This is a genomic window from Streptosporangium sp. NPDC023963, from assembly GCF_040639135.1.
Taxonomy (GTDB): Bacteria; Actinomycetota; Actinomycetes; order Streptosporangiales; family Streptosporangiaceae; genus Streptosporangium.
Genome location: NZ_JBEZZK010000018.1, coordinates 70,485 through 95,091, shown reverse-complemented (window position 1 = coordinate 95,091; position 24,607 = coordinate 70,485). Strand labels below are relative to the sequence as shown.

The 24,607-nt window shown below is 70.1% G+C and carries 19 protein-coding genes, 1 pseudogene and 1 riboswitch; of the genes and pseudogenes, 13 read left to right on the top strand and 7 right to left on the bottom strand.

Going from position 1 to position 24,607, the window contains the following annotated elements; genetic code table 11:
- Positions 1 to 83 precede the first annotated feature (83 nt).
- The 5 genes and pseudogenes from panC to AB0F88_RS36665 all read left to right on the top strand — a co-directional run.
- Positions 84 to 851, top strand: a pseudogene (gene panC / locus AB0F88_RS36685) (pantoate--beta-alanine ligase); the annotation flags it as partial.
- Positions 852 to 1,101: 250 nt separating this feature from the next.
- Positions 1,102 to 3,660, top strand: coding sequence for an L-aspartate oxidase (locus tag AB0F88_RS36680; protein WP_362695280.1), 2,559 nt, complete (start codon positions 1,102 to 1,104; stop codon positions 3,658 to 3,660).
- The gene (locus AB0F88_RS36675; RefSeq protein ID WP_362695277.1) at positions 3,660 to 4,442 is read left to right on the top strand and encodes a type III pantothenate kinase; all 783 of its coding nucleotides are present in this window, start codon (positions 3,660 to 3,662) and stop codon (positions 4,440 to 4,442) included. Before AB0F88_RS36680 ends, AB0F88_RS36675 begins: the two co-directional genes overlap by 1 nt.
- 168 nt (positions 4,443 to 4,610) lie before the next feature.
- Positions 4,611 to 6,113, top strand: coding sequence for a bifunctional lysylphosphatidylglycerol synthetase/lysine--tRNA ligase LysX (gene lysX / locus AB0F88_RS36670; protein WP_362695274.1), 1,503 nt, complete (start codon positions 4,611 to 4,613; stop codon positions 6,111 to 6,113).
- A gap of 1,184 nt (positions 6,114 to 7,297) precedes the next feature.
- Complete coding sequence (locus AB0F88_RS36665; protein ID WP_030905642.1) at positions 7,298 to 7,498, top strand: LuxR C-terminal-related transcriptional regulator; 201 nt, start codon at positions 7,298 to 7,300, stop codon at positions 7,496 to 7,498.
- Positions 7,499 to 7,596: 98 nt separating this feature from the next.
- Here the strand turns inward: AB0F88_RS36665 and AB0F88_RS36660 are convergent, their stop codons facing one another.
- Complete coding sequence (locus AB0F88_RS36660) at positions 7,597 to 8,646, bottom strand: NlpC/P60 family protein (protein ID WP_362695271.1); 1,050 nt, start codon at positions 8,644 to 8,646, stop codon at positions 7,597 to 7,599.
- Positions 8,647 to 8,651: 5 nt separating this feature from the next.
- A riboswitch (cyclic di-AMP (ydaO/yuaA leader) is annotated at positions 8,652 to 8,798 on the bottom strand.
- Between the two features lie 504 nt (positions 8,799 to 9,302).
- Here AB0F88_RS36660 and AB0F88_RS36655 point away from each other — a divergent pair.
- From AB0F88_RS36655 to AB0F88_RS36635, 5 genes are all read left to right on the top strand, one after another.
- Positions 9,303 to 9,806 carry an amino-acid N-acetyltransferase gene (locus tag AB0F88_RS36655; RefSeq protein WP_362695453.1) on the top strand — a complete coding sequence of 168 codons (504 nt, stop codon included), beginning with the start codon at positions 9,303 to 9,305 and terminating at the stop codon, positions 9,804 to 9,806.
- Positions 9,807 to 10,034: 228 nt separating this feature from the next.
- The gene (locus AB0F88_RS36650; protein WP_362695268.1) at positions 10,035 to 11,105 is read left to right on the top strand and encodes an RDD family protein; all 1,071 of its coding nucleotides are present in this window, start codon (positions 10,035 to 10,037) and stop codon (positions 11,103 to 11,105) included.
- A 1,289-nt stretch (positions 11,106 to 12,394) separates the two neighbouring features.
- A complete protein-coding gene (locus AB0F88_RS36645) occupies positions 12,395 to 12,727 on the top strand; it encodes an Lsr2 family protein (RefSeq protein ID WP_012895497.1) in 333 nt (110 codons plus the stop codon).
- 279 nt (positions 12,728 to 13,006) lie between these two features.
- Positions 13,007 to 15,514 (top strand): ATP-dependent Clp protease ATP-binding subunit, encoded by a 2,508-nt coding sequence (locus tag AB0F88_RS36640; RefSeq protein WP_344744009.1) that lies wholly within the window; start codon positions 13,007 to 13,009, stop codon positions 15,512 to 15,514.
- Positions 15,515 to 15,868: 354 nt separating this feature from the next.
- The gene (locus AB0F88_RS36635; RefSeq protein ID WP_362695265.1) at positions 15,869 to 16,819 is read left to right on the top strand and encodes a TIM barrel protein; all 951 of its coding nucleotides are present in this window, start codon (positions 15,869 to 15,871) and stop codon (positions 16,817 to 16,819) included.
- A 132-nt stretch (positions 16,820 to 16,951) separates the two neighbouring features.
- Here AB0F88_RS36635 and AB0F88_RS36630 read toward each other — a convergent pair whose 3' ends face one another.
- Entirely contained in the window at positions 16,952 to 17,827 is an 876-nt protein-coding gene (locus AB0F88_RS36630; RefSeq protein ID WP_362695262.1) for an A/G-specific adenine glycosylase, read from the bottom strand.
- Positions 17,828 to 17,970: 143 nt separating this feature from the next.
- On the opposite strand from AB0F88_RS36630, the gene AB0F88_RS36625 reads away from it, so the two are divergent.
- The gene (locus tag AB0F88_RS36625; protein WP_362695259.1) at positions 17,971 to 18,642 is read left to right on the top strand and encodes a hypothetical protein; all 672 of its coding nucleotides are present in this window, start codon (positions 17,971 to 17,973) and stop codon (positions 18,640 to 18,642) included.
- Positions 18,643 to 18,693: 51 nt separating this feature from the next.
- Here the strand turns inward: AB0F88_RS36625 and disA are convergent, their stop codons facing one another.
- From disA to AB0F88_RS36600, 5 genes are all read right to left on the bottom strand, one after another.
- Positions 18,694 to 19,779 (bottom strand): DNA integrity scanning diadenylate cyclase DisA, encoded by a 1,086-nt coding sequence (gene disA, locus AB0F88_RS36620; RefSeq protein ID WP_362695256.1) that lies wholly within the window; start codon positions 19,777 to 19,779, stop codon positions 18,694 to 18,696.
- A gap of 117 nt (positions 19,780 to 19,896) precedes the next feature.
- Positions 19,897 to 21,300 carry a DNA repair protein RadA gene (radA, locus tag AB0F88_RS36615; RefSeq protein WP_362695253.1) on the bottom strand — a complete coding sequence of 468 codons (1,404 nt, stop codon included), beginning with the start codon at positions 21,298 to 21,300 and terminating at the stop codon, positions 19,897 to 19,899.
- A 92-nt stretch (positions 21,301 to 21,392) separates the two neighbouring features.
- Positions 21,393 to 21,707, bottom strand: a complete 315-nt coding sequence (gene trxA, locus AB0F88_RS36610) for a thioredoxin (RefSeq protein WP_362695250.1) — start codon at positions 21,705 to 21,707, stop codon at positions 21,393 to 21,395.
- Positions 21,704 to 22,084, bottom strand: coding sequence for a MerR family transcriptional regulator (locus AB0F88_RS36605; protein WP_362695247.1), 381 nt, complete (start codon positions 22,082 to 22,084; stop codon positions 21,704 to 21,706). The genes trxA and AB0F88_RS36605 overlap by 4 nt, the downstream gene beginning before the upstream one ends.
- A 106-nt stretch (positions 22,085 to 22,190) precedes the next feature.
- Positions 22,191 to 22,889, bottom strand: a complete 699-nt coding sequence (locus AB0F88_RS36600; RefSeq protein ID WP_362695244.1) for a class I SAM-dependent methyltransferase — start codon at positions 22,887 to 22,889, stop codon at positions 22,191 to 22,193.
- Between the two features lie 162 nt (positions 22,890 to 23,051).
- Between AB0F88_RS36600 and AB0F88_RS36595 the strand changes: the two genes are divergently transcribed.
- Together AB0F88_RS36595 and AB0F88_RS36590 are read left to right on the top strand one after the other, a co-directional pair.
- A complete protein-coding gene (locus AB0F88_RS36595) occupies positions 23,052 to 23,861 on the top strand; it encodes a sugar phosphate isomerase/epimerase (protein WP_362695241.1) in 810 nt (269 codons plus the stop codon).
- Positions 23,858 to 24,499 (top strand): TetR family transcriptional regulator, encoded by a 642-nt coding sequence (locus AB0F88_RS36590; RefSeq protein WP_362695238.1) that lies wholly within the window; start codon positions 23,858 to 23,860, stop codon positions 24,497 to 24,499. The genes AB0F88_RS36595 and AB0F88_RS36590 overlap by 4 nt, the downstream gene beginning before the upstream one ends.
- The last annotated feature ends 108 nt before the right edge of the window (positions 24,500 to 24,607 follow it).

Genomic DNA, 24,607 nt, shown 5'->3' with positions numbered 1-24,607 from the left:
ACGACCGCGCAGGGCTGCTCAAGGCCCGTGAGGCACTGGGGATCGGCGCGGGCGCCTCCTCCGGCTCCGGCGGGGGAAGCGCGCTGGCGCTCGTGCCGACCATGGGCGCGCTGCACGAGGGGCACCGCTCGCTCATCCGGCTGGCCCGCGAGAGGGCCGCGCACGTGGCGGTGAGCATCTTCGTGAACCCGCTCCAGTTCGGGCCCACCGAGGACTTCTCCCGCTATCCCCGTACGTTCGACGCCGACCTCGAGGTCTGCGAGGCCGAGGGGGTGAGCGTGGTGTTCGCCCCCTCGGCCGGGGACATGTACCTGCCGGACAGGCAGGTCGGGGTCTCCGCCGGCGGGATGGGCTCGGTCGTCGAGGGGGAGTTCAGGCCCGGCCACCTCGACGGCGTGCTGACCGTGGTGCTGAAGCTGTTCAACCTGGTCCAGCCGGACGTGGCGGTGTTCGGGCAGAAGGACGCGCAGCAGCTCGCGGTGATCCGCAGGATGGTCGCCGACCTGAACCTGCCGGTCTCGATCGTCGGCGGGCCCACGGTCCGCGAGCCGGACGGCCTGGCGCTGTCCAGCCGCAACCGCTACCTGTCACCGGACGACCGGGTGACGGCCCTGGCCCTGTCGCGCGCCCTGACGGCGGGGGCCGGGCGGCGCGCGCCCGCGGAGATCCGCCGGGCCGCGCTCGCCGTCCTGGAGGCCGAGCCGTCGCTGGCGCTCGACTACCTGGTCCTGGTCGACCCCGCGACCTTCGCGGAGGTCGGCGACGACCACGCGGGTGAGGCGATCCTCGCGGTGGCCGCCAGGGTGGGATCCACCAGGCTGATCGACAACGTCACGCTCGACGTCCGCTGACTCCCGGCCGCTCGCCGGTGGGAGCCGGCGAGCGGTGACCGGCGGCCGGTGACCGGCCGGTGGGGGCCGGTGATCGATGAGCGGCTGGTGGTGAGTGGTAACCGGTGAGCTGCCGCGTACGTTCCCGAGCTGCGGTGATTTCAAGGTTCGGGCGAAATGTCCTACCCCGGGGAACAGCCGCCGCGAAGGCCGCGTTATCGTCACACTGACGAAATCAACAGCCTCTAATGAACCCCGCGAGGAGGCGGCTATGAGCATCCCGGCCATTCCCCAGAGGTTGACCGCTCCCGCTCCGGGCTGGACGGTACGGGCGGACGTGGTCGTGGTGGGCTCCGGCGTCGCCGGCCTCACCCTGGCACTGCGGTACGTCGCCCTCGACCCGGGGGCGAAGGTCCTGGTCGTCACCAAGGACGTCCTATCGTCCGGCTCGACCCGCTGGGCCCAGGGCGGCATCGCCGCCGTGCTCGACCCGCGGGACACCCCCGAGGAACACCTGTCGGACACGCTCGTCGCCGGAGTCGGACTCTGCGACGAGGAGGCCGTCCGGACCATGGTGACCGAGGGGCCCGACGCGCTGCGCGACCTGATCGCGGTGGGCGCCCGGTTCGACACCGACGCCTCGGGGGCGCTGCAGCTCACCAGGGAGGGCGGCCACCGCCGCGACCGCATCGTGCACGCGGGCGGCGACGCCACCGGGGCCGAGGTGCAGCGGGCACTCGTCCAGGCCGTCGCGGAGTCGGGGATCGAGGTGATCGAGCACGCGCTCGTCCTCGACCTCCTCAAGGACGCCGAGGGCCGTACCGCGGGAGTGACCCTGCACGTCATGGGCGAGGGCGAGCGCGACGGGGTGGGCGCGGTCACGGCGGGGGCCGTGGTGCTGGCCACCGGCGGCATGGGACAGGTCTACGCCGCCACCACCAACCCCGTCGTCTCCACCGGCGACGGGGTGGCGCTCGCGCTGCGCGCGGGCGCCGTCGTCAGGGATCTGGAGTTCGTCCAGTTCCACCCGACCGTCCTCTGGCTCGGCGAGCACTCCACCGGCCAGCAGCCGCTGATCTCCGAGGCGGTCAGGGGCGAGGGGGCCGTGCTGGTCGACGCGGACGGCACCCGGTTCATGGAGGGCGTCCACGAGCTCGCCGACCTCGCCCCCCGCGACGTCGTGGCCAAGGCGATCATGCGGCGGATGCGCGCCACCGGCGCCGACCACGTCTACCTCGACGCCCGCCACTTCGGCGAGGAGAAGTGGCGCACCCGCTTCCCGACGATCCACGCGGTCTGCCTGGAGCACGGCGTCGACCCGGTCACCCAGCTCGTCCCCGTCGCGCCCGCCGCCCACTACGCCAGCGGCGGCGTCCGCGCCGACCTGCGCGGCCGTACCAGCGTGCCCGGCCTGTACGCGTGCGGCGAGGTCGCGTGCACCGGCGTGCACGGCGCCAACCGGCTGGCCTCCAACTCCCTGCTCGAAGGCCTGGTCTTCGCCGGGCGCATCGCCGCCGACATCCACGCGGTACGAACCGCCCGCGGCGGGAGCGCGACGCGGCCGGTCGCGGGTGGGCCGGTCCCCGACGACCGGCCCACCGGCCTGATCGACCCCAGGGCCCGGACCAGGATCCAGGGGCACATGAGCCGGGGAGCGAGCGTGCTGCGCGGCGAGGAGTCCCTGGGCGAGGTCGCCAGGGCCCTGCTGAACCTCAGGTGGACCCCGGTGGCGGTGGAGCCGTGCACCGAGTCCTGGGAGACCACCAACCTGCTGACGGTCGCCTCGGCGCTCGTGGCGGCCGCCCGCGAACGCCGGGAGACCCGGGGCTCACACTGGCGTGAGGACTTTCCCGAGCGCGACGACGACTGGTGGCTGGGCCACCTCGACACCACCCTGACAGCGGAGGGAACCGCCATGACGTACGTACCGCACGGGCGGCGCGCGACCGCGCTGCCGCTCCAGGTGGAGAACGACCTGGTCGAGGCGGGCCTGGACCCGGCGGCGGTGACCGCGATCCTGGAGGCCGCCGCGGCCGAGGACCTGCGGGAGGCGGGCGACGTCACCAGCCTCGCCACCATCCCCGCCGACCAGACCGCCACCGCCGACGTGGTGGCCCGCGAGGAAGGCGTGGTCGCGGGGCTGGCCGTGGCCGAGGGCGCGTTCTCCCACCTCGGCCAGGGCCGGCTGGTGGCCGAGCGCAAGGTCAAGGACGGCGAGCGCGTCGCCAGGGGCGACGTGCTGATGACCGTCACCGGTCCCACCAGGGACCTGCTGACCGCCGAGCGCACCGCGCTCAACCTGCTCACCCACCTGTCCGGCATCGCGACCCTCACCGGCCGCTGGGTCCTGGCCGTCGAGGGGACCGGGGCCCGGATCAGGGACAGCCGCAAGACGCTGCCCGGACTGCGCGCCCTGGAGAAGTACGCCGTCCGGTGCGGCGGCGGAACCAATCACCGGATGTCGCTTTCGGACGCCGCGCTGATCAAGGACAATCACGTGGTGGCCTCGGGCGGGGTCGCCGAGGCGTTCCGCGCGGTCCGCGACGCCTACCCCGGCCTGCCGATCGAGGTCGAGGTCGACCGGATCGACCAGATCGAGCCGGTGCTGGCCGAGGGAGCGGAGGAGATCCTGTTGGACAATTTCACCGTCGAGGAGCTGGTGCGGGCCGTACGGCTGGTCGCCGGCAGGGCACGGCTGGAGTCCAGCGGGGGACTGACCCTCCAGGTCGCTCGTGACGTGGCCGAAACAGGTGTCGACTACCTTGCCGTGGGCGCGCTCACGCACTCGGCGCCGGCGCTGGACATCGCCTTGGACCTTCGGGGGAATTGATGCTGCTTGCCATCGACGTCGGCAACACTCACACCGTTCTCGGGCTCTTCGAGGGCGAGGACGTCATCGAGCACTGGCGGATCGCCACGGACGCCCGGCGCACGGCGGACGAGATCGCCGTCGTGCTCCAGGGGTTGCTCGGGCAGTCGCCGCTGCTCAAGGGCGCCGACGTCAACGGCATCGTGATCTGCTCCACCGTCCCCTCGGTGCTCAACGAGATGCGCGAGATGTGCCGCCGCTACTACGGCGACGTGAACGCGGTGATCGTCGAGCCCGGCGTCCGCACCGGGGTGCCGGTCCGGATGGACAACCCGAAGGAGGTCGGCAGCGACCGCATCGTCAACGCGCTGGCGGCCATCCAGCTGTACGGCGGGCCGTGCGTCATCGTCGACTTCGGGACCGCCACCTCCTTCGACGCCGTCTCCGCCAAGGGGGAGTACGTCGGCGCGGTGACCGCCCCCGGCATCGAGATCTCGGTGGACGCGCTCGCCGCGGCCGGGGCGCAGCTGCACAAGGTGGAGCTGATCCGCCCCCGCTCGGTGATCGCGAAGAACACCGTCGAGGCGCTCCAGGCCGGCATCATCTACGGCTTCGCCGGTCAGGTGGACGGGATCGTCGAGCGGATGGCGGCCGAGCTCGCCGTCGACCCCGACGACGTCACCGTGGTCGCCACCGGCAGCGCGGCGCCGCTCGTGGTCAGCGAGGCGCGCTCGATCGACATGCACGAACCCTGGCTCACGCTGATCGGCCTGCGGCTGATCTACCATCGCAACACCCCCTGAGGGAGCCGCGGCACGGAGGAGGCGCCTCTCCCCGTGCCGCACGACCGTTTCCCGCGCCGTGCGACGGGCTTCCGCGCCGCATGACCGGTTCCGGCGCCGCAGGACGGGCTTCCGCGCCGCACGACCGGCGAACTCACGGGGTTCGCCACATCGGTACCCTTTGGAACTGTGACCGATGACGTGACGAATCCCGCCGAGGATCTGCCCGAGCAGATGCGCGTGCGCCGGGAGAAGCTCGACCGCCTCCGTTCCGAGAGCGTCGACCCCTACCCGGTGAACTTCCCGCGCACCGCGACCAACGCCGAGATCCGCCAGAAATACGCTGATCTCTCCGCTGACACCGCGACGGGCGACAAAGTGGGCGTCACCGGTCGGGTGATGCTGTCCAGGACCGGCGGCAAGCTCTGCTTCGCCACGCTCCGCGACGGCTCCGGCGACCTCCAGGTCATGGTCTCCCTGGACAGGGTGGGCGAGGAGTCCCTGGCCGCGTGGAAGCGCGACGTCGACCTCGGTGACCACGTGGGCATCGAGGGCGAGGTCATCACCTCCCGCAGGGGCGAGCTGTCCATCCTCGCCGACCGCTGGGCGATCACGTCGAAGTGCCTGCGCCCGCTGCCGGAGAAGCACGCCGGGCTCACCGACCCCGAGGCGCGGGTCCGCCAGCGCTACGTCGACCTCATCGTCAACGACGAGGCCAGGAAGATGGCCCGCACCCGCAGCGCCGTGGTCCGGGCCGTCCGCGACTTCTGGCACGAGGAGGGCTACCTGGAGGTCGAGACGCCGATGCTCCAGCCGATCCACGGCGGAGCCACGGCGAGGCCCTTCAAGACCCACATCAACGCGTACGACATGGAGCTCTACCTCCGCATCGCGATCGAGCTCTACCTCAAGCGGCTGGTGGTCGGCGGTCTGGAGAAGGTCTTCGAGATCAACCGCAACTTCCGCAACGAGGGCGCGGACTCCACCCACAACCCCGAGTTCACGATGCTGGAGGCGTACGGCACGTATCTCGACTACAACGACATCGCCGACCTGACCCAGCGGATGATCCAGAAGGCCGTGCTGGCCGCCCTCGGCCACTCCGTGGTCGTCCACCAGGGCCAGGAGATCGACCTCGGTCTGGCGAAGTGGCCTCGGATCACCCTGTACGGGTCGGTCTCCGAGGCGCTGGGCGAGGAGGTCACCACCGAGACGCCCCTGGAGCACGTCCGCAAGCTCGCGGACGCGCGGGAGATCCACTGGGACGCCAAGTGGGGTCAGGGCAAGCTCGTCCAGGAGATCTTCGAGGCCCTCGTCGAGCACACGCTCGTCCAGCCCACGTTCGTCATGGACTATCCGCTGGAGACCTCCCCGCTGGCCCGCACCCACCGGGACAACCCGCTCCTCACCGAGAAGTGGGACCTGATCGGCTTCGGCACCGAGCTGGGCACCGGCTACTCGGAACTGGTCGACCCGGTCGAGCAGCGCCGCCGCCTCACCGAGCAGTCCCTGCTCGCCGCGGGCGGCGACGTCGAGGCCATGCAGCTTGACGAGGACTTCCTCACGGCTCTGGAATATGCGATGCCGCCCACCGGCGGCATGGGGCTCGGCATCGACCGCCTCGTCATGGCCTTCACCGGCAAGAACATCCGCGAGACCATCCTGTTCCCGCTGGTCAAGCCGACCGGCTGAACCCGGCGGTCGGCGCGCGAGGACGTTCTCCCCGTACGGTGGCACCGGGCCGGGCACCACGGCCCGGTGCCACCGCCATGAGGGGCGCCGTCGCCTCCCGGCGACGGCGAGCGGCGACGGCGGGTCCCCGGGCGGAGACGGCGGGTTCCCGGCCGTGCGCGCGCCGCGGACGAGGCCGGACGCGATCCCTGCCGGACCCCGGTCACCGCTCGGGATCGGGGCGTGATCCGGCCGGGATCCCGTGGGGCGCCGGGCCGGGAGAGCGCCCGAGGGCCTGGTCGGCCGGTCCGGGAGAGCGCCCGAGAGCCTGGTCGGCCGCGCCGGGCGGCGCCGGCGCCGCGCTCTCCGCCGACCGGCGTCCCGGGCCGTCCCGCGCCGGTGGACGCGAGCCGGAGCACGAGTCGCGCGGCCGGGTCGCGGTGGAGCGGTTCCCCGGCCGTCTCCGGGCCGTTCCCCGTGCGAGCGCCCCGGGGTCCCCGGGCGAAGCGCCCTCACCGACCCTGACCGGCCCTCACCGATGCTCACGGGTCGGGGTGTTTCCCGCGGAGGCGGCCGAGGCGCCCGGGCGCACCCGGCGGGTGGGAGACGGCCGTTGAACCCATGATCCCGCGCAATATCGGACGCATTTCCGTATGGTGCAGAAATCCATTTCCAGTAGGCCCAATATCGCCCGGACGTTCCGTCGTCGCCACGTGGCACTTCGCGAATGCCGCAAAGCTCCGCTCTTGACCCTCATATTTCCGCGTTATCCGTGGTGTGCCGTCAAGGTGGTGAGGACATGGTCGCCGGGAAGAGATCAATTTTTCCCGAGAAATGCGGGCGGGCCGGATCCCCGAGGGGGCGGCTTCGGGGTGCCCGGCGGGGCGGCGGTTCCGGCGAAACCTTGTTCTGCCAGGACTTCGGTCGTCGCAGCCAGGGACGCCTGCCGGCTCGTGCCTGGGCTCGATCATGACATAGCCGCAAAGGCACTGACATATCATGAGTACTTCACGTAGCGCCTGCTATGTCAATACTGGACGCACGCTATGAAGAGTGGAACTTGACGACCTTTGAACAAGGCGTTTACCGTTCCTGGCGGACGGTATTCATTTCCGGCGTCTCGCACCCGGTTTCCAGAGTGGGGGGAGTGACTCTTGATGGCATATCCAGAAGTGGATTCACGCCATGGCGACAGCCCCCTGGGCATGAGCGATATCGGTCTCAGTGACGACGACCTCGTGCTGCTGGCCGAGCTCGCCAAGGGTGTCACGGTCGATCGGGTAGGGCGTCGCCTCGACATCAGCGGCCGGACGGTCAGGCGCAGGCTCAGGGGCATCTGCGACCGCATCGGCGTCGCCACGGCGATCGAGGCCGTGGCCTGGGCGGCCCGCCGCCGCCTGATCTGACGCACCGCCGCGTGTCCGGCAGGTCGGGCCGGACACGCGTGCGGGCCGGACATGCGTGCGGACCGGACGCGCCCGCGGACCCGTTCGCCGGAGCCGGTTCAGGCGGCGATGCGGACGCCTCCGACGAAGGGCCGGTTGTCGATCGTGGTGATGTGGACGACGTCACCCGTCTGGGGGGCGTGGACCATCAGGCCCGCGCCGATGTAGATCCCGACGTGGTGCAGGTCGCTGTAGAAGAAGACCAGGTCGCCGGGGCGCAGCTCTTTCCTGGATACGTGGGTGCCCGCGGTCCACTGGTCGCCGGTGTAGTGCGGCAGGCTGATGCCGACCTTCTGGTAGGCCCACATGACCAGGCCGGAGCAGTCGAAGGAGTTGGGCCCCTCGGCGCCCCAGACGTACGGCTTCAGCTGCTGGGTGAGCGCCCAGCGGGTGGCCTCCGCGGCCTTGCCGCTGCCGACGATGGGCACGTTCGTCTTCACCCGGGCGCCCCTGTTGCTGACGGCCCTGGTGCGCACCTCGCTGAACAGGTCGCTCTCGACCCGGTCGACCAACCGCTCGATCTTGGTCCGGTTGCCGTCGATCTCCGCCAGAAGCTTCTTGACCTCCGCGGTCCTGGCCTTGGCGCTGGCCTGGGCCCGCTCGGCGGCCTCGATCGCCCGGCTCACCTGGGCGACCTCCTCGCTCTGCTGCTGCTGGAGCGCGTAGTTGGTGGTGGCCTGGTCGAGGAAGGTGTCGGGATCGGTGGCCTGCGTGAAGGCGAGCCCGGAGTTCAGGCCGCCCGACATGTAGGTGCTCTGCGCCAGGAGGGTGGCCTTGGTGCGACGGGAGGCCAGCTCGGACTCGCTCGACGCGAGGGTCTTCTTGGCGCTCTCGGCGGCCCGCTGGGCCTGCTTGAGCTTGACCCGCTCGCCGTTGTAGCGCTCCGCGAGGACGCCGATCTCCTGGTGCAGCTTCTCGGCCTGTTTGGCCAGCTGCTGGAGGCTGGGCTCGGGGTCCGCGGTGGCGGCCACCAGCGGGGTGCCGAGGGTCAGGGTGGCGAATGCCAGGCCGACGACCGCCATGCGACGGCGCAGCCCTCGCGGCGCGCGTCCTCGAGCGCGGGCCTCGTGGCCCGGGTGCTTTCCTCCGCGGTCGCGCGTGCGCTTCACCAACAGGCTCCTCTCCTCGGCCGCCTACCGGGTTAGCTGACGGGTTCGGGCCGGAGGCAGCCCTACCGGGTGCGCCGGTGGCACTCGGATTCACCCCGGAGGACGTGGTGGGTCCCCGGTTCCCCCTGCGGGGGATTCGGCGGGTCAGGCTTTTTACGTCTCTGACATCGAGCACGGAGATTAGTGCACCCGTGGTTCCTGCTCAACCAGAACTGCGAATTCAGTAGAGCTTTCGCAACCGAGGTGTCACGAAAAGATCACACCTCAAAATGATCAACATGGCCATTACGCTGCCTTTGCCTCGCGTGTGACGGGTGTGGCGCAGGTCTTCCCAGGTCCGGGACCGTGCCAAAGGTGAGCTGCGGCACACGAGAGGCACCGCACACCGAGAGTGGTAAAGCGACTGCCAAGGGTCATGTGCGGTCTTCGAGCTGCGAGTTAAGGGTGAGCCGTAATTGAAGACCGGTGAGGACGTACGCTGAACGGTCATGGAGCAGCTTGCTGAGCATTCTCCCGTGCCGACCGTTCGCGCCTCCGGCGACGGGGAGCGGCGCGCCGAGTCCGCGGGGGCGGAGCGGGGGTCGCCCGGGCAGGGCGCGGGCCCCGAGGTCGCCGAGGTCGCCGAGGTCACGGTCCGCCGCGCCCGCACCCAGGACGTGCGGGCCGTCAGGCGGCTCGTCGACACCTACGGCGGTGCCGGCCGGCGCCTGCTGGAGAAGGCCACCGTCACCCTGTACGAGGACGTCCAGGAGTTCTGGGTCGCCACCGACGCGGAGGGGGAGGTGATCGGCTGCGGGGCCCTCCACGTCCTCTGGGAGGATCTGGCCGAGATCCGCACCGTCGCCGTCGATCCGACCCGCAGGGGAATGGGGATCGGCCACCGGATCGTCTCCGCGCTCATTCGCACGGCCGCGGAGCTGGGCCTGCGCCGGGTCTTCTGCCTGACCTTCGAGGTCGAGTTCTTCGCCCGGCACGGATTCCGGGAAATCCAGGGCACGCCCGTCGCCCCGGAGGTCTACGCCGAACTTCTCGCCTCCTATGACGAGGGTGTGGCGGAGTTCCTCGATCTGGAACACGTCAAGCCCAACACCTTGGGAAACACCCGGATGCTGCTGCACCTGACACGCGAGCCCGACTCTGGTGACTTTAGAGCTGACTGATCGGAAAGGTGACTGTTGATACCTATGTCGATACCTTGTGCAGCAGCATGCATGTGCGTCTGACATTTGCCACATGCGCAGTCTAAGTGAGGTGACGCGGTGAGCACCGGACAGCCGCCGTATCCACAGGATGATCCCGACCGCGATCGCACACCGTCGGGGCAGCCGGATTACGGACAGTACAACGCGGGTCGAGCCCCTGGCGAACTCGACCCTGACGTGACAGTCGTGGGGTACAGGTCGGAGGCCTCACAGCCGAACACCGGCCCAGGGCAGAGCCAGCCCGGATACGGCCAGCAGGGCGGGACCGGCGCGTACGGGCAGCAGCCCGGATACGGCCAGCAGCAGGGTTACGGCCAGCAGCCCGACTACGGGCAGCAGGGCTACGGCCAGCAGCAGGGGTACGGCCAGCAGGGCGGGACCGGCGCGTACGGGCAGCAGCCCTCGTACGGCCAGCAGTCCTCCCACGAGCAGCAGGGCTACGGCCAGCAGCAGGGGTACGGCCAGCAGGGCGGGACCGGCGCGTACGGGCAGCAGCCCGGCTACGGCCAGCAGCCCGGTTACGGCCAGCAGTCCTCCCACGAGCAGCCGGGGTACGGCCAGCAGCCGGGCTATGGCCAGCAGCAGCCCGGATACGGGCAGCAGCCCCAGCCGGGCTACGGCCAGCAGCCCGACTACGGGCAGCAGCAGTACGGCCAGCAGCCCGACTATGGGCAGCAGGGCTACGGCCACCAGCAGCCCGCGTACGGGCAGCAGGGCTACGGCCAGCCCTACGGCGGTCCTCCCGGGGCACCCGCCCCGCTCGCCGAGTGGTGGCAGCGCCTGCTGGCGAGGATCATCGACGGGATCATCCTGGCGATCCCGACGTTCATCATCAGCGCGGTGCTGACCGGGCTGCTCGTGACGTTCCCCAGTTTCAACAGCGAGACGGGCGAGGTCACGGAGGCGAGCGGCCTGTTCCTCTCGACCCTCCTCATCTCGCTGGTCACCGCGGGGATCTACTTCGCCTACGAGTTCTTCATGCTCAGCCGGGGCGGGCAGACGGTCGGCAAGATGGTCATGGGCATCAAGGTCGTGCCGGTCGGCGGCGCCCTGCCGCCCGGCGGGCTCAGCTCCGACGTCGCGCTGAAGCGCGCCGGCGTGCTCTACGGTCCGCAGTTCCTGACCTGGGTGCCGTTCCTGAACTACGTCGTCTACATCTTCAGTCTGGTGAACGTGCTGTGGCTGCTGTGGGACAAGCCCCTGCAGCAGGCACTGCACGACAAGGTGGCGTCGACGGTCGTCGTCAAGATCAAGTAGTTCTCCGAATAACGGGGCCGGCGGTTGAACCGCCGGCCCCGTTTTCGCGTACAGGCAAGAAAACGAGGGACGTTAGGGACCCTGTATGGGTCCCGGGGTCCGGGTCACGGAAGGGCAAAACCATTTGCCGCGCCCCGGGCAACGCGGGGGAACTTATGACCGAGTCTCGCCCCGCCCGTCGGAATATTCGCGTACGGTGCCCACAACGGGCTCACCGGCGCCCGTGGGTCTCCTATGAGGCGTCAATGCCGGATCCGCCGCCGTCGGGGGTTCGCGCACTACTCACCGAATGGTCGATCCGTCGTGCCTCCGGCATCCTCGGCGATCCCGTGCCGGATTCTCTTCTTCGCCTTCCGCGGCGCGTTCGGGACAGCCGGTGAAGGCCTTCTTACGGATCCGGATCGGGGACGCGTGGTGTTGGCGGGGTTGTCCTAGGGGCCCATCGTGTTTGGTGGTTATACGGTCTACGACTATGTACTCCGTGCCAGAGCGGGTCGTACTCCTGGCGAGAAAGTGTTGAAGATCCGTCTTGTTCCATACGCTTGCGTCACATCGGCTCGCACCGGGGTGATGAAGCGAGCGGCTCTCCGTCCGGGCGTTCCGCCGACGGAGGGCATTCCCGTGACGAACCCGCTCGCGGCGATCTCCGGCTCCACGGCAAGGTGCCGTTCGTCCCGACGGGCCGGCCCTCTCAACAGGGGTTTCGTCGCGAGGAGGTCGATGGCGCGGCGGCCGGGAACCCGGCGGGCATTGGTATTACGGAGACGGTGATGATCACTCGATCGCCCTGTCGGTTTTTCCTCGCGGCTTTACGACCGCAACCGGTAAGGCGGCTGGAGAGAAGCATTAGGCTGGAGAGAGACGGACATGGTCGCCCCTGCTGACACGTGTCGCCGGCCGGTGGCGCTATGGTCATCTGTGGGCGGTTCCAGACCGATCGGGCGTGCCTGCGCGGCCCAGGAGTCGTCGCCACATTTCCATGGTCCCCAGAAAGCCACCACGGTGCGGAGCGAGGACGAATGTACGACGTATTGTCCGCGTTGATACCCCCGGCGATCGTCGGCGGGGCCTTCATCTTCGGAGTCGTCAAGCTACTTCGGAGTGAAGCCGCCGGCCGGCGTCCGGCAAAACGGCCCGGCCCGGAGTCGCAGAAGAGCTGATCCACAGGAGGCTCGACTGCGAGTCTCGGTTGCCTGCGAGAATCGCCGGGCTCCTGGAATTGCCGCTCTTCGATCGCGGGTATATGTTTAGCTTGCGAATGAAACAATACCCGCGAAAGGATTGTGTAGATGGCCAAGCAGATCCAGGAGATTCTCATCGACGACCTCGATGGGGGCGAGGCCAATGAGACTGTCGCCTTCGCGATTGACGGCACCAGCTATGAGATTGACCTGAGTGACGTTAACGCGAAGAAGCTCCGTGACTCCCTGTCGCCTTTCGTGCAGAGCGCCCGCCGGTCCGGCGCCCTGGCGCCCCGTCGCCGCCGTGCAGGCGGAGCGCGGGCGCTCACGCGAGAGAAGAGCGCCGACATCCGGGCGTGGGCGAAGTCCCACGGCCTCAATGTCAGCGAGCGCGGTCGAATCGCCTCCAAGATCGTCGAGCAGTACGAAGCGGCTCACTAGATCGGTGCAGCGGATCGAGTGAATCATGCGGTTATGGCGGTCACGGTGGGGTCCGGTGGCGGCCATGACCGCATGATGCGTTTCGCCGACAGACAAACGTCGTTCGCTTGCGGCGTAGCGGGAACATCCCGCCCCTCGTAAGTAGTTGGATGGAGGGTGAACGCCCTGCTCTCGGGGAACGTCTTCTGCATAGAGCGGTCGCCGGGTCGGGGCTACCATGCGGGATGACAGGGCTCGGATATCCCGGACCTGCCTGACCGCTCTGTGAGGAGCGACGAGATGTTCGAGAGGTTCACCGACCGCGCACGGCGGGTTGTCGTCCTGGCTCAAGAAGAAGCCCGGATGCTCAACCACAACTACATCGGTACGGAGCACATTCTTCTTGGCTTGATCCATGAAGGTGAAGGCGTTGCCGCCAAGGCTCTGGAGAGCCTCGGCATCAGTCTTGAAGGTGTGCGTCAGCAGGTCGAGGAGATCATCGGCCAGGGTCAGTCTGCGCCGTCGGGGCACATTCCGTTCACCCCGCGTGCCAAGAAGGTCCTTGAGCTGTCGCTCCGCGAAGCCCTGCAACTAGGACACAACTACATCGGCACCGAGCACATCCTGCTCGGCCTCATCCGTGAGGGCGAGGGCGTCGCCGCCCAGGTGCTGGTGAAGCTGGGAGCCGACCTCAACCGGGTCCGGCAGCAGGTCATCCAGTTGCTCCACGGCTACCAGGGCAAGGAGCCGGCCGCCGCGGGCGGTCCGACCGAGGCCGCGCCGTCGACCTCCCTTGTGCTGGACCAGTTCGGTCGCAACCTGACCCAGGCCGCCCGCGAGGGCAAGCTCGACCCGGTCATCGGCCGGGAGAAGGAAATCGAGCGGGTCATGCAGGTCCTGTCCCGCCGGACCAAGAACAACCCGGTCCTGGTGGGCGAGCCCGGCGTCGGCAAGACCGCCGTCGTGGAGGGCCTGTCCCAGAAGATCGTCAAGGGCGAGGTGCCGGAGACGCTCAAGGACAAGCAGCTCTACACCCTCGACCTGGGCGCCCTGGTGGCGGGTTCCCGCTACCGCGGTGACTTCGAGGAGCGGCTGAAGAAGGTCCTCAAGGAGATCCGCACCCGAGGCGACATCATCCTGTTCATCGACGAGCTCCACACGCTCGTCGGCGCGGGTGCCGCCGAGGGCGCGATCGACGCCGCCAGCATCCTGAAGCCGATGCTGGCCCGAGGCGAGCTGCAGACCATCGGAGCCACCACCCTCGACGAGTACCGCAAGCACCTGGAGAAGGACGCGGCGCTCGAGCGGCGCTTCCAGCCGATCCAGGTGGCCGAGCCCAGCCTCAGCCACACGATCGAGATCCTCAAGGGCCTGCGCGACCGTTACGAGGCACACCACCGCGTCTCCATCACGGACGGTGCCCTGGTGGCCGCGGCCCAGCTGGCCGACCGCTACATCAGCGACCGGTTCCTGCCCGACAAGGCGATCGACCTCATCGACGAGGCCGGCTCGCGCATGCGCATCCGCCGCATGACCGCGCCGCCGGACCTCCGCGAGTACGACGAGAAGATCGCCAACGTGCGGCGCGACAAGGAGTCCGCGATAGACGCGCAGGACTTCGAGAAGGCCGCCGCGCTGCGCGACCAGGAGAAGCAGCTCCAGCTCAAGCGCGAGCGCCGCGAGAAGGAGTGGAAGGCCGGCGACATGGACGTCGTCGCCGAGGTCACCGAGGAGCTCATCGCCGAGGTCCTGGCGACCGCCACCGGCATCCCGGTCTTCAAGCTCACCGAGGAGGAGTCCCAGCGACTGCTCCGCATGGAGGACGAGCTGCACAAGCGGATCATCGGTCAGGACGACGCCATCAAGGGTCTGTCCCGCTCGATCCGCCGTACGCGCGCCGGTCTGAAGGACCCGCGCCGTCCGGGTGGCTCGTTCATCTTCGCCGGCCCGTCCGGTGTCGGTAAGACCGAGCTGTCCAAGGCGCTGGCCGAGTTCCTGTTCGGGGACGAGGACGCGCTGATCATGCTGGACATGTCGGAGTTCATGGAGAAGCACACCGTCTCCCGCCTGTTCGGCTCGCCTCCCGGCTACGTCGGGTACGAGGAGGGCGGGCAGCTGACGGAGAAGGTGCGGCGCAAGCCGTTCTCGGTCGTCCTGTTCGACGAGATCGAGAAGGCCCACCCCGACATCTTCAACTCGCTGCTGCAGATCCTGGAAGACGGTCGCCTGACCGACGCCCAGGGCCGGGTGGTCGACTTCAAGAACACCGTCATCATCATGACGACGAACCTCGGCACCCGCGACATCTCCAAGGGTCAGGGCGTCGGCTTCGCGAAGAACAACGACGCCGAGTCCAACTACGACCGGATGAAGTCCAAGGTCCAGGAGGAGCTCAAGCAGCACTTCCGGCCGGAGTTCCTCAACCGTGTCGACGACATCGTGGTCTTCCACCAGCTCACGCCGAAGGAGATCATCCGCATCGTCGACCTGATGCTGGCCCAGGTGGGCCTGCGTCTGAAGGACCGCGACATGGGGATGGAGCTCACGCAGGAGGCCAAGCAGCTGCTGGCCGACCGTGGCTACGACCCGGTGATGGGCGCCCGCCCGCTCCGCCGTACGATCCAGCGCGAGCTGGAGGACACCCTGTCCGAGAAGATCCTGTACGGCGAGCTCCGTCCCGGCCAGATCGTGAAGATCGGCATCGAGGGCGAGGGCGAGAACGCGAAGTTCACCTTCATCGGTGAGAACGCGCCGGTCGACCAGGTTCCCGACTCGGCCGCCGCCATCGCGGAGCCGATCCAGAACTAGGACCGGCCGGGCATGGCCTGATCAAGCAGGGAGCAGACCCCGCAGTGAGGAGACTCACGGCGGGGTCTGCTTATTTGTTACCAAAGACGGTATCTCGCCACGACAGGTAGTACTACACTCTGTAGAGCGAGTTCGGTCGATCCCACCCAGATGATCTCAACGTTGTACGGACTGCGGTGAGAGCGGTATCGAGGTCAGCCCAGCGACGTACCGAGGAATCAGCTCCGGGAGTGACGCGGAGGTCGGTGCCCGCGCGGGATGCTTCGGACGACCGGGTCGGGCTCCCGGCAGGCGTCGACGACCGGCGCGGGGCCATCGGGACGCTTACACGGAAAGCACGCCTTGGAGGCACGCATGCGTTTACGGCACGAGGACGGGACGCTCGTTCACCTGGCCTACAACGCGGGCGTGCACCCCGCCGAGGATCTGGAGAACCTCATCGCGCACCTGACGCGGTACGCGGTGCCGGTGCGCAAGCGCCTCGGGGTGGAGCGCATGGGGGTCGGCCTCTGGCTCTCCCCGAGCGTCGCCGACCATCTCACCGCCGACAGGATCGAGCTGGTGCGCCTGCGCCGCTCCCTCGAGGAGCGCGGCCTGGAGGTCGTCAGCCTCAACGGCACCGGCGGCAGGAACCAGGAGGTCCCCGGTCCCGACTGGGCCAAGCCCGAGCGCTACCGCTACACGATGGCCCTGGCCAAGATCCTGGCCTTCCTGCTCCCGCAGGACGTCCGCTTCGGGAGCATCTCCACCATCCCCATCGGCTGGCGCCGCGACTGGCCGGCCGACCTGCACTCGATCGCCTCGCGACGGCTGGAGCGCCTCGCCCGCGAGCTGCGCGGGCTGCACAGCGTCACCGGCAAGACGATCAGGGTCGGCTTCGAGCCGTGGCCCGGGTGCGTGCTGGAGACCACCAAGCAGGCCCTCGACCGGGTGGGCGGCATCGACTCCGAGCATCTCGGGATCTGCCTGGACGCCTGTTACCTCGCGGGCGGCTCTGAGGAGCCCGGAGCGGCGCTGCGGGGCCTGGCCGACACCGGAGCCCCGGTGGTGAAGCTCGGCCACGTGCACAACCACATGGCCGCCGCCTGCCAGGAGCTGCCCAGCACCCGCCCGGTGCTGGAGGACACCCTCACCGCGATGCTCTCCGGCGCGGTGAACGGCACCGCGCACATCGAGGTGGAGACCCACGATCTGGCCGTGCCGCTGCGGACCAGGGGCCCCGGCGCCCTGGTCAACATGATCGCCGAGGAGCTCGACTGGGCTCGCACCAGCCTCACCGCCCTGGGCCTGCGTCTCGCCGCCTGACCTCCCGCGCTCGCAGGGCCCGGCCGGGAGACTCGCCGGGTCCGGTCGTGAGAGGGGCCGCGCCGTCTCGGCCCGGGAGGCGGTAGGTGCCGTCGTCGGGGATCTCGGTCAGGCCATCCGCCACCAGGCCGTTCAGCCCGGGAGGCGGTAGGTGCCGTCGTCGAGGACCTCGGCCAGGCCGTCCGCCACCAGGCCGTCGAGGGCGCGCTCGCGTTGCGGGGCGTCGTCCCAGACCACGTCGAGAGCCTCCTTCGGCACGGCGCCGTGGGCCTGGCGCAGCACCGCGAGGAGCCGGCCGCGGCACTGGCGGTCCGTGCCCGCGTACGTCTGGCCCTTGCGCGCCGGACCGTCGTAGGCCGGTTTGCCCGCCAGGCGCCAGGCGCACAGGTCGCTGATCGGGCAGTCGGCGCAGCGGGCGGCACGGGCGGTGCAGACCAGGGCGCCCAGCTCCATGACGGCGACCGCCCAGACGGGGGCGCGGTCGGCGTCGGGGAGCAGCGAGGCGGCGAGCCGGCGCTCGGCGGGCGTGGTGGCCTTCGGCGGATACTCCTGGCCGCTGACGGCCCGCGCCAGGACCCGCCGCACGTTGGTGTCGAGAACCGCATGACGGCCCTGGAAGGCGAAGCTGGCGACCGCGGCGGCGGTGTACTCGCCGACGCCGGGAAGCGCCAGCAGCGCGTCGTGGCCGGTGGGGACCTCGCCGCCGTGCCGGTCGGTGATCGCGCGGGCGCACGCGTGCAGGTTCAGTGCCCGGCGGGGGTAGCCGAGGCGGCCCCAGTGGCGTACGGCCTCGCCGGGGGACTCGCGGGCGAGCGAGGCGGGCGTGGGCCAGCGTTCCATCCACTCGGTCCAGACGGGCAGCACCCTGACCACCGGAGTCTGCTGCAGCATGATCTCGCTGACCAGGATCGACCAGGGGGAGGCGCCGGGCGTCCGCCAGGGAAGGTCACGGGCGTTGCCGGCGTACCAGTCGAGGATGGGTTCGAGTAAGCGGTTCGACTCGGGCACCTTTCGACGATAGTGGGGCCCTGGGCCCCCTTGGCCCGTCTTCACCTGGCTTCACCCGTCCCCGCCCCGTGTCCGGCGGCCGAAACGGGCCGGAAGCGGCGGGTCGCCTGCTGTGGCCCACGAGGACTAACCATACTGAGCGTATGGATCCCGACACGTTCCGTAGCGACATCGGAGTCGACATCTACTGGCGGCGCCGGATGGCCGCGCTCGTCGGTGTGCTTGTGGTGGTCGCCGTCGTGGCGTGGGCCTGCTCGTCGACGAGCGGGCCGGACGACGTCAGGGAGAGGAACTCGGCCGCCCGGCAGGAGACACCGGACCCGCTGCCGGCCGTCCTGCCGACCGTGACGGTCATCCCCACGCCGTCCGCGAGCCCGACGCCCTCACCGGGGGTGGCCAAGGTGTCCGCCAGGCCCAGGCGGCCCGGCGAGGCCTGCGTCTCCCCGCAGCTCGTGCTGAGCATGGAGGGCCAGGGGACGGTCTATCCGGCGGGCATCCGCCCCCGGTTCGTCCTCACCCTCGTCAACGTCGGCAAGGTGATGTGCACCGCCGACGTGGGGCCGCGCGCGATGGAGGTGCGCATCACCTCCGGCGACGACCGCGTGTGGTCGTCCTCCGACTGCGTCAGCGGCGAGGCCACCAGGGTCCGCGAGCTCGAACGCGGCATCCCGTACGTCAAGGAGCTGGTGTGGGACCGCCGCCGCTCCGGTGACGACTGCGCCGCCGACCGCGCCGCCGCCCTGCCCGGCACCTACGTCGCGGTGGTCCACGCCCCGGGCCTGAGGAGCCGCAAGGCCGTCTTCCACCTCCGCTAGCCGCCCGAGGGTCCCCGCGGCCGCCCGAGGGTCCCCGCCCGGGCGGGGACCTCAGACGTAGCGTTCCAGGATGGACGACTCCGCCAGCCGGGACAGGCCCTCGCGGATGTGGCGGGCCCGGGCCTCACCCACCCCGCCCACCTCCTGGAGCTCGCCGATGCTGGCCGCCAGGAGCTTCTGCAGGCTGGCGAACTGGTCGACGAGGCGGTCGACCACCGTGTTCGGCAGGCGCGGGACCTTGGCCAGCAGGCGGTAACCCCGGGGACTCACCGGGGTCTCCAGGGCGTCGTTGCCCGAGTGGCCGAGGATCTGGGCGACGACCGAGAGATCGAGCAGCTCGGCGGAGGAGAGCCGGTCGAGCTCGTGCAGCGCCTCGGCGAACTTGCGCGGCCGGCGGCCCGCCACGGGCAGGTAGTCGCGCACGATCAGCTCGCGGTCGCTCTCCGTGCCGGCCACGAGCTCGTCCAGCTGCAGGGAGAGCAGCCGGCCGTCGGTGCCGAGCTCGACCACGTAGCCGGCGATCTCCTCGGAGATGCGCCTGACCATCTCCAGCCGCTGGGCGACCACCGCGATGTCACGGACCGTCACCAGGTCCTCGATCTCCAGCGCCGAGAGCGTGCCGGAGACCTCGTCCAGGCGGAGCTTGTAGCGCTCCAGCGTGGCCAGGGCCTGGTTGGACTTGGACAGGATGACCGCCGACTCCTCCACCACGTAGCGGATGCCGTCGAGGTAGAGGGCGATGATCCGCATGGACTTGCTGAGGGAGATGACCGGCAGCGACGTCTGCAGGGCCACGCGCTGGGCGGTGCGGTGCCGGGTGCCGGACTCGTCGGTGGGGATGGACGGATCGGGCATCAGGTGCACGGCCGCCCGCACGATCCGCAGGTCGCCGGCGTTGAGGACGATGGCGCCGTCCATCTTGGCCAGCTCCCGCAGCCTCGTCGCGGAGAACTCGACGTCCAGCTCGAAGCCGCCGCTGCATATCTCCTCGACCGTGCCGTCGTATCCCAGCACGATCAGGCCACCCGTGTGCCCGCGGAGAATGCGCTCCAGCCCGTCGCGCAGAGCGGTGCCCGGTGCGACCGCGGCCAGGACGGCTCTGCGGCGTTCGTCGAGCCCTTTGTAGGTTGCTGCCACATGACCCCCGTGGTCTGCGTATAACGGTCAGCTTACCGGCGAAGGCTCCGCGCGGCCCGGAATCGGTGGATGCCACTCGCCGTGCGGCGCGTGACGGCCACGGGACCGGGGCGCGGCTCAGGTGACGTGGGTGAGGGCATCCCAGACGTTCTCCGCCTCGACGACGTCGAATCCGGGCGTGAAGGGCGCGCCGCGCCCGGCCATGGGGACCAGGGAGTGGTCGCCGTTGCGCTTCTTGCCCGTGTCGAGGGAGCCCGCGGGGACCAGCGCCCGGGTGAAGCCCAGCCGGGCGGCCTCCGACAGGCGGCGCCGCACGTCGCGCACCGGGCGCAGCTCTCCGGCCAGGCCCACCTCGCCGAGCACCACCAGGCCGGAGGGCAGCGCCTTGTCGCCGGCCGCGCTGGCGACCGCCAGCATCACCGACAGGTCGACCGCGGGATCGCTGAGCTTGATCCCCCCGACGGTGGCGGTGAAGACGTCGCACCCGCCCAGCTTGGCGTTGAGCCGCCGCTCCAGCACGGCCAGGACCATCGTCACCCGGTAGGTGTCGAGCCCCGAGGAGGAGCGGCGCGGCTGCTGTGCCTCGGTCCTGGCGACCAGCGCCTGGACCTCGGCCGGCAGCGGCCGGGTGCCCTCAAGGGTGACCGTGACGCACGTGCCGGGCACCGGGTCGGTGCGGTGGGAGACGAACAGGCCGCTGGCGTCGGTGATGCCCTCGATGCCGCTCTCGTGAAGATCGAAGCAGCCGACCTCGTCGACCGGGCCGTACCGGTTCTTGATCGCGCGGACCAGGCGGAGCCGGGAGTGCCGGTCGCCCTCGAAGTGGAGCACGACGTCGACCAGGTGCTCCAGGGTCCGGGGGCCGGCGATCGAGCCCTCCTTGGTGACGTGGCCGACCAGCACGGTGGCCATGCCGCGCTCCTTGGCCAGCCGCACCAGGTTTCCCGCGACCTCCCTGACCTGGGTCACCCCGCCCGGCACGCCGGTCGCCTGGGTGGAGCCGATCGTCTGCACCGAGTCGACGATGAGCAGGTCGGGCTGGACCTTCTCGACGTGCGAGACCAGCGCGCCCAGGTCGGTCTCGGCGGCCAGGTAGAGGCGGTCCTGGATCGCGCCGATCCGGTCGGCCCTGATCCGCACCTGGGCGGCCGACTCCTCGCCCGTGATGTAGAGGACCGTCTGCTGCCGGGCGATCTTGGCCGCCGCCTCGAGCAGGAGGGTCGACTTGCCGATGCCGGGCTCGCCGGCGAGCAGCACCACGGCCCCGGGGACGAGGCCGCCGCCGAGGACCCGGTCGAGCTCGGGCACCCCGGTGCCGCGCGCGTGCGCCACCTCGGCCTTGACCTGGCCGATCGGCACCGCGGGCGCCGACACCGCCCCGGCGGAGGCCACGCGCGCGCCCGCGGCCGCCGTCTCCTCCTCGACCGTGCCCCAGGCCTGGCACTCGCCGCAGCGCCCCACCCACTTGGCCGTCTGCCACCCGCACTCGGCACAGCGGTAGCCACCAGCCTTCTTCGCCATGGCCGCACGTTACCGGCAGGGCCCGACAACTTTCACCCGGTACGGCATGCCGTACCGGGTGAAAGTCGCAGGGAGGGACGGCGCGCGCTGGATCAGATGTGGCCTTCGAGGTCGGCCAGGAGCGCGCGCTTGGGCTTGGCGCCCTTGATCTGCTGCACCACCTCACCGTCCTTGTAGAGGTTGAGCGTCGGCAGGCCGAGCACGCCGTACCTCGCCGTGATCTCGGGGTAGTCGTCGGCGTTGAGCTTGGCGATCGTGACGCGGTCGCCGTACTCGGCCTCGATCTCCGCCAGGACCGGCGCGATCATCTTGCACGGCCCGCACCACTCGGCCCAGAAGTCGACCAGGACGGGCTTGTCGCTCCGCAGCACCTGCTCGTCGAAGTTCTCCGCGGTCAATGTGATCATGGTTTTCCCACTTTCCTCAGTACGCATCCTGGGCAGGCCGTGGTCAGCTGGGCCGCCACCTCCGCCCTCCGGGTGAGGAGCGCGCGGATCTCGTCGTCGATCTCCGCCAGCTTGCGCTGGTAGACGGCCACGGACTCCGGGCACGACCCCCCGGATTCGTGACCGGCCCGCAGGCAGTCCACGAACGGGCGGGCGTCGTCCAGGGTGAATCCGACGGCGAGCAGCGAACGGATCTCGGAGACCAGTCTGAGATCCGCCTCCCCGTACTCCCGGTAGCCGTTGGCCGAGCGCCGGGCCGTGATCAGCCCCTGCTGCTCGTAGTAGCGCAGCGCCCGGGTGCTGACACCCGCCCGCCGCGCCAGCTCACCGATCCGCATCCGGCCCTCCCCATGACACGACGATAAACCTTGACATCAACGTCAAGGTCAAGCGCCCGTCCCGTTGTTCCCGGGTTGTTCCCGGCCGACCGGGTCCGCGGGAAGGTCAGAACAGCTTCCAGCGCAGCAGGTTGGGGTAGGCGATCTCCAGGCCGGGGGTCTCGGCGATGGCCCGGTCGGCGACCGCGGGGGTGAACTCGATGCGGAGCACCGCCTCCAGGTCGGCGCGGCGCTCGAAGGACATGCGCAGGTCGAGCTTGTCCGTCTGCCAGCCCTGGCGGCTCCAGAAGTTCTCGACGGACCTGGCCGAGTACGCGGGGATGGACTGGCCGAACCAGCGGCCGAAGGCGCCGCGGGTGGTGTCGATGTCGATCACGAAGGCCGCGCCGCCGCGCCGCGTCACCCGGGAGAGCTCGGCCAGGCCGGGCTCGCACCCGGGGCCGAAGAAGTACGCCCAGCGGGCGATGGCCACGTCCACGGAGGCGTCGGGCAGCGGGAGGGCCTGGGCGGTGGCGGCGTGGACCTCGACGTTCCGCAGGGTGCGGCAGCGGCGCCTGGCCAGCTGGACGAGGTCCTCGTGCGGTTCCGCGCCGATCACGCGGGTGGCGGTGGCGGCGAGGGCGGGCAGGTGGTATCCGGTGCCGCAGCCGATGTCGAGGACCGTCGCCCCGGTCCACGACCGGATGGCCGACATCGCGGCCTCGGCGCGCCCTTCGGGGTCCACCGCCCGGTTCTCCAGCTCGTACGTTTGGGGGGTGTTCCAGATGTTGGGGCTGGGGATGGCGCCCCTCAAGAACCTCGGCATGCCTTCACCGTAATGGTGTGATCTCGGCCGCGTCGGTGGTGGCGGACAGCACTGCTCTCCTGACCCGCTTAGGCTGGCAAAGGTGAGCGACTTGAGCGAGGGGGCCGGTCGGCCCGGCGGTGTTCGCGAGTGTGCGCTCCGAGCCGGAGACGAGGAAGCGGTATGAGCGTCCGTGTATCCAGCGCGAAGATCGCGCTGTCCACAGCGTCGGTGTATCCCGAACGTACTCCCGACGCCTTCGAGCTGGCCGCGCGCCTGGGGTACGACGGTGTGGAGATCATGGTGGGCGCCGACCCCGTGAGCCAGGACGTCGACGTCCTGGAGCGGTTGTCGGACCACTACCAGCTGCCGATCCTGGCCATCCACGCGCCGTGCCTGCTGGTGACGCAGCGCGTGTGGGGCAAGGACCCGTGGGCCAAGCTCCAGCGCGCGCAGCGCGCCGCCGAACGGGTCGGCGCCAGGACGGTCGTGGTGCATCCCCCGTTCCGCTGGCAGCGCGACTACGCGCGCGACTTCGAGATCGGCCTGGCCAGGATGCGTGAGGAGACCGACGTGGTCTTCGCGGTGGAGAACATGTTCCCGCTGAAGGCCAGGGGCAACGAGGTCGTCCCCTACGCGCCCGACTGGAACCCGGTCGACTACGACTTCCCGCAGGTCACGCTGGACCTGTCGCACACGGCGGTGTCCGGGTCCGACGCCCTGGAGATGTTCACCAAGCTCGGCGACCGGCTCGCCCACCTGCATCTGGCCGACGGCCTGGGGGTGCCGAACAAGGACGAGCACCTGGTTCCCGGGCGGGGCGGCCAGCCGTGCGCGCCGATCCTGGAGCGGATGGCGGGCAACGGATACTCCGGGCTGGTCGTGCTGGAGATCAACACGCGCAAGGCGGCCAGCCGTTCCGAGCGGATCGACGACCTCGCGGAGGCGCTGGCCTTCGCCCGGCTGCACCTCGCGGCCTCCACCCCCGCATGAGCGAGCTCTCCACGGGTGAGTCCTCGGAATCTCCTGAGCCCTCTGGGTCCTCCGAGGTCAGGAGGCGTCCGGGGCGCAGGCCGGGGTCGGCCGACACGCGGGGGCAGATCCTCGCGGCGGCGCGCGAGACCTTCGCGGAGAAGGGGTTCGACAAGGCGACCATCCGGGGCATCGCCCGGCAGGCGGGGGTGGACCCGGCGCTGGTCCATCACTACTTCTCCGGCAAGGAGGGGATGTTCGTCGAGGCGATGGACCTGCCGATCACCCCCGACATCGTCCTCTCCGCGGTCACGGCGGTGCCCCGCGAGCAGGCCGCCGAGCGGCTGGTCAGGCTCATCCTGACGATCACCGCGGACGCCGGGGCGCGCCAGCCGGTGCTGGCGCTGGTCCGCACCGCGATGACCAACGAGCAGATGGTCGTCACGATCCGCGAGTTCCTCGGCCAGGCGCTCCTCGGCCGGGTCGGGGAGGCCCTGGACGTCCCGCCGGTCCGGATGGAGGCGGCGTTCGCGCAGATGTTCGGCGTGGTGCTGGTGCGCTACGTCCTCAAGCTGGAGCCGCTGGCCTCGGTGGACATCGAGGACCTGGTGAAACTGCTCACACCCACGATCCAGGGCTATCTCGACCCGCCCCGATAGCCCTTCCCGCCCTCGGCACCCCGGAGGCGCGGCCCCGTCCCCGGCACGTCCCGCGGGTCCTCCCGGGTCACTCCGATGTCATCCGGAGGCATACAGAGCATTGTTCTG

Bases quoted from the DNA above. Each gene is read 5' to 3' on its own strand.
- AB0F88_RS36640 (WP_344744009.1), top strand. From the start codon at position 13,007: ATGTTCGAGAGGTTCACCGACCGCGCACGGCGGGTTGTCGTCCTGGCT.
- AB0F88_RS36665 (WP_030905642.1), top strand. From the start codon at position 7,298: ATGAGCGATATCGGTCTCAGTGACGACGACCTCGTGCTGCTGGCCGAG.
- AB0F88_RS36635 (WP_362695265.1), top strand. From the start codon at position 15,869: ATGCGTTTACGGCACGAGGACGGGACGCTCGTTCACCTGGCCTACAAC.
- radA (WP_362695253.1), bottom strand. From the start codon at position 21,300: ATGGCGAAGAAGGCTGGTGGCTACCGCTGTGCCGAGTGCGGGTGGCAG.
- AB0F88_RS36645 (WP_012895497.1), top strand. From the start codon at position 12,395: ATGGCCAAGCAGATCCAGGAGATTCTCATCGACGACCTCGATGGGGGC.
- AB0F88_RS36625 (WP_362695259.1), top strand. From the start codon at position 17,971: ATGGATCCCGACACGTTCCGTAGCGACATCGGAGTCGACATCTACTGG.
- AB0F88_RS36675 (WP_362695277.1), top strand. From the start codon at position 3,660: ATGCTGCTTGCCATCGACGTCGGCAACACTCACACCGTTCTCGGGCTC.
- AB0F88_RS36605 (WP_362695247.1), bottom strand. From the start codon at position 22,084: ATGCGGATCGGTGAGCTGGCGCGGCGGGCGGGTGTCAGCACCCGGGCG.
- AB0F88_RS36680 (WP_362695280.1), top strand. From the start codon at position 1,102: ATGAGCATCCCGGCCATTCCCCAGAGGTTGACCGCTCCCGCTCCGGGC.
- trxA (WP_362695250.1), bottom strand. From the start codon at position 21,707: ATGATCACATTGACCGCGGAGAACTTCGACGAGCAGGTGCTGCGGAGC.
- AB0F88_RS36595 (WP_362695241.1), top strand. From the start codon at position 23,052: ATGAGCGTCCGTGTATCCAGCGCGAAGATCGCGCTGTCCACAGCGTCG.
- AB0F88_RS36590 (WP_362695238.1), top strand. From the start codon at position 23,858: ATGAGCGAGCTCTCCACGGGTGAGTCCTCGGAATCTCCTGAGCCCTCT.
- AB0F88_RS36600 (WP_362695244.1), bottom strand. From the start codon at position 22,889: ATGCCGAGGTTCTTGAGGGGCGCCATCCCCAGCCCCAACATCTGGAAC.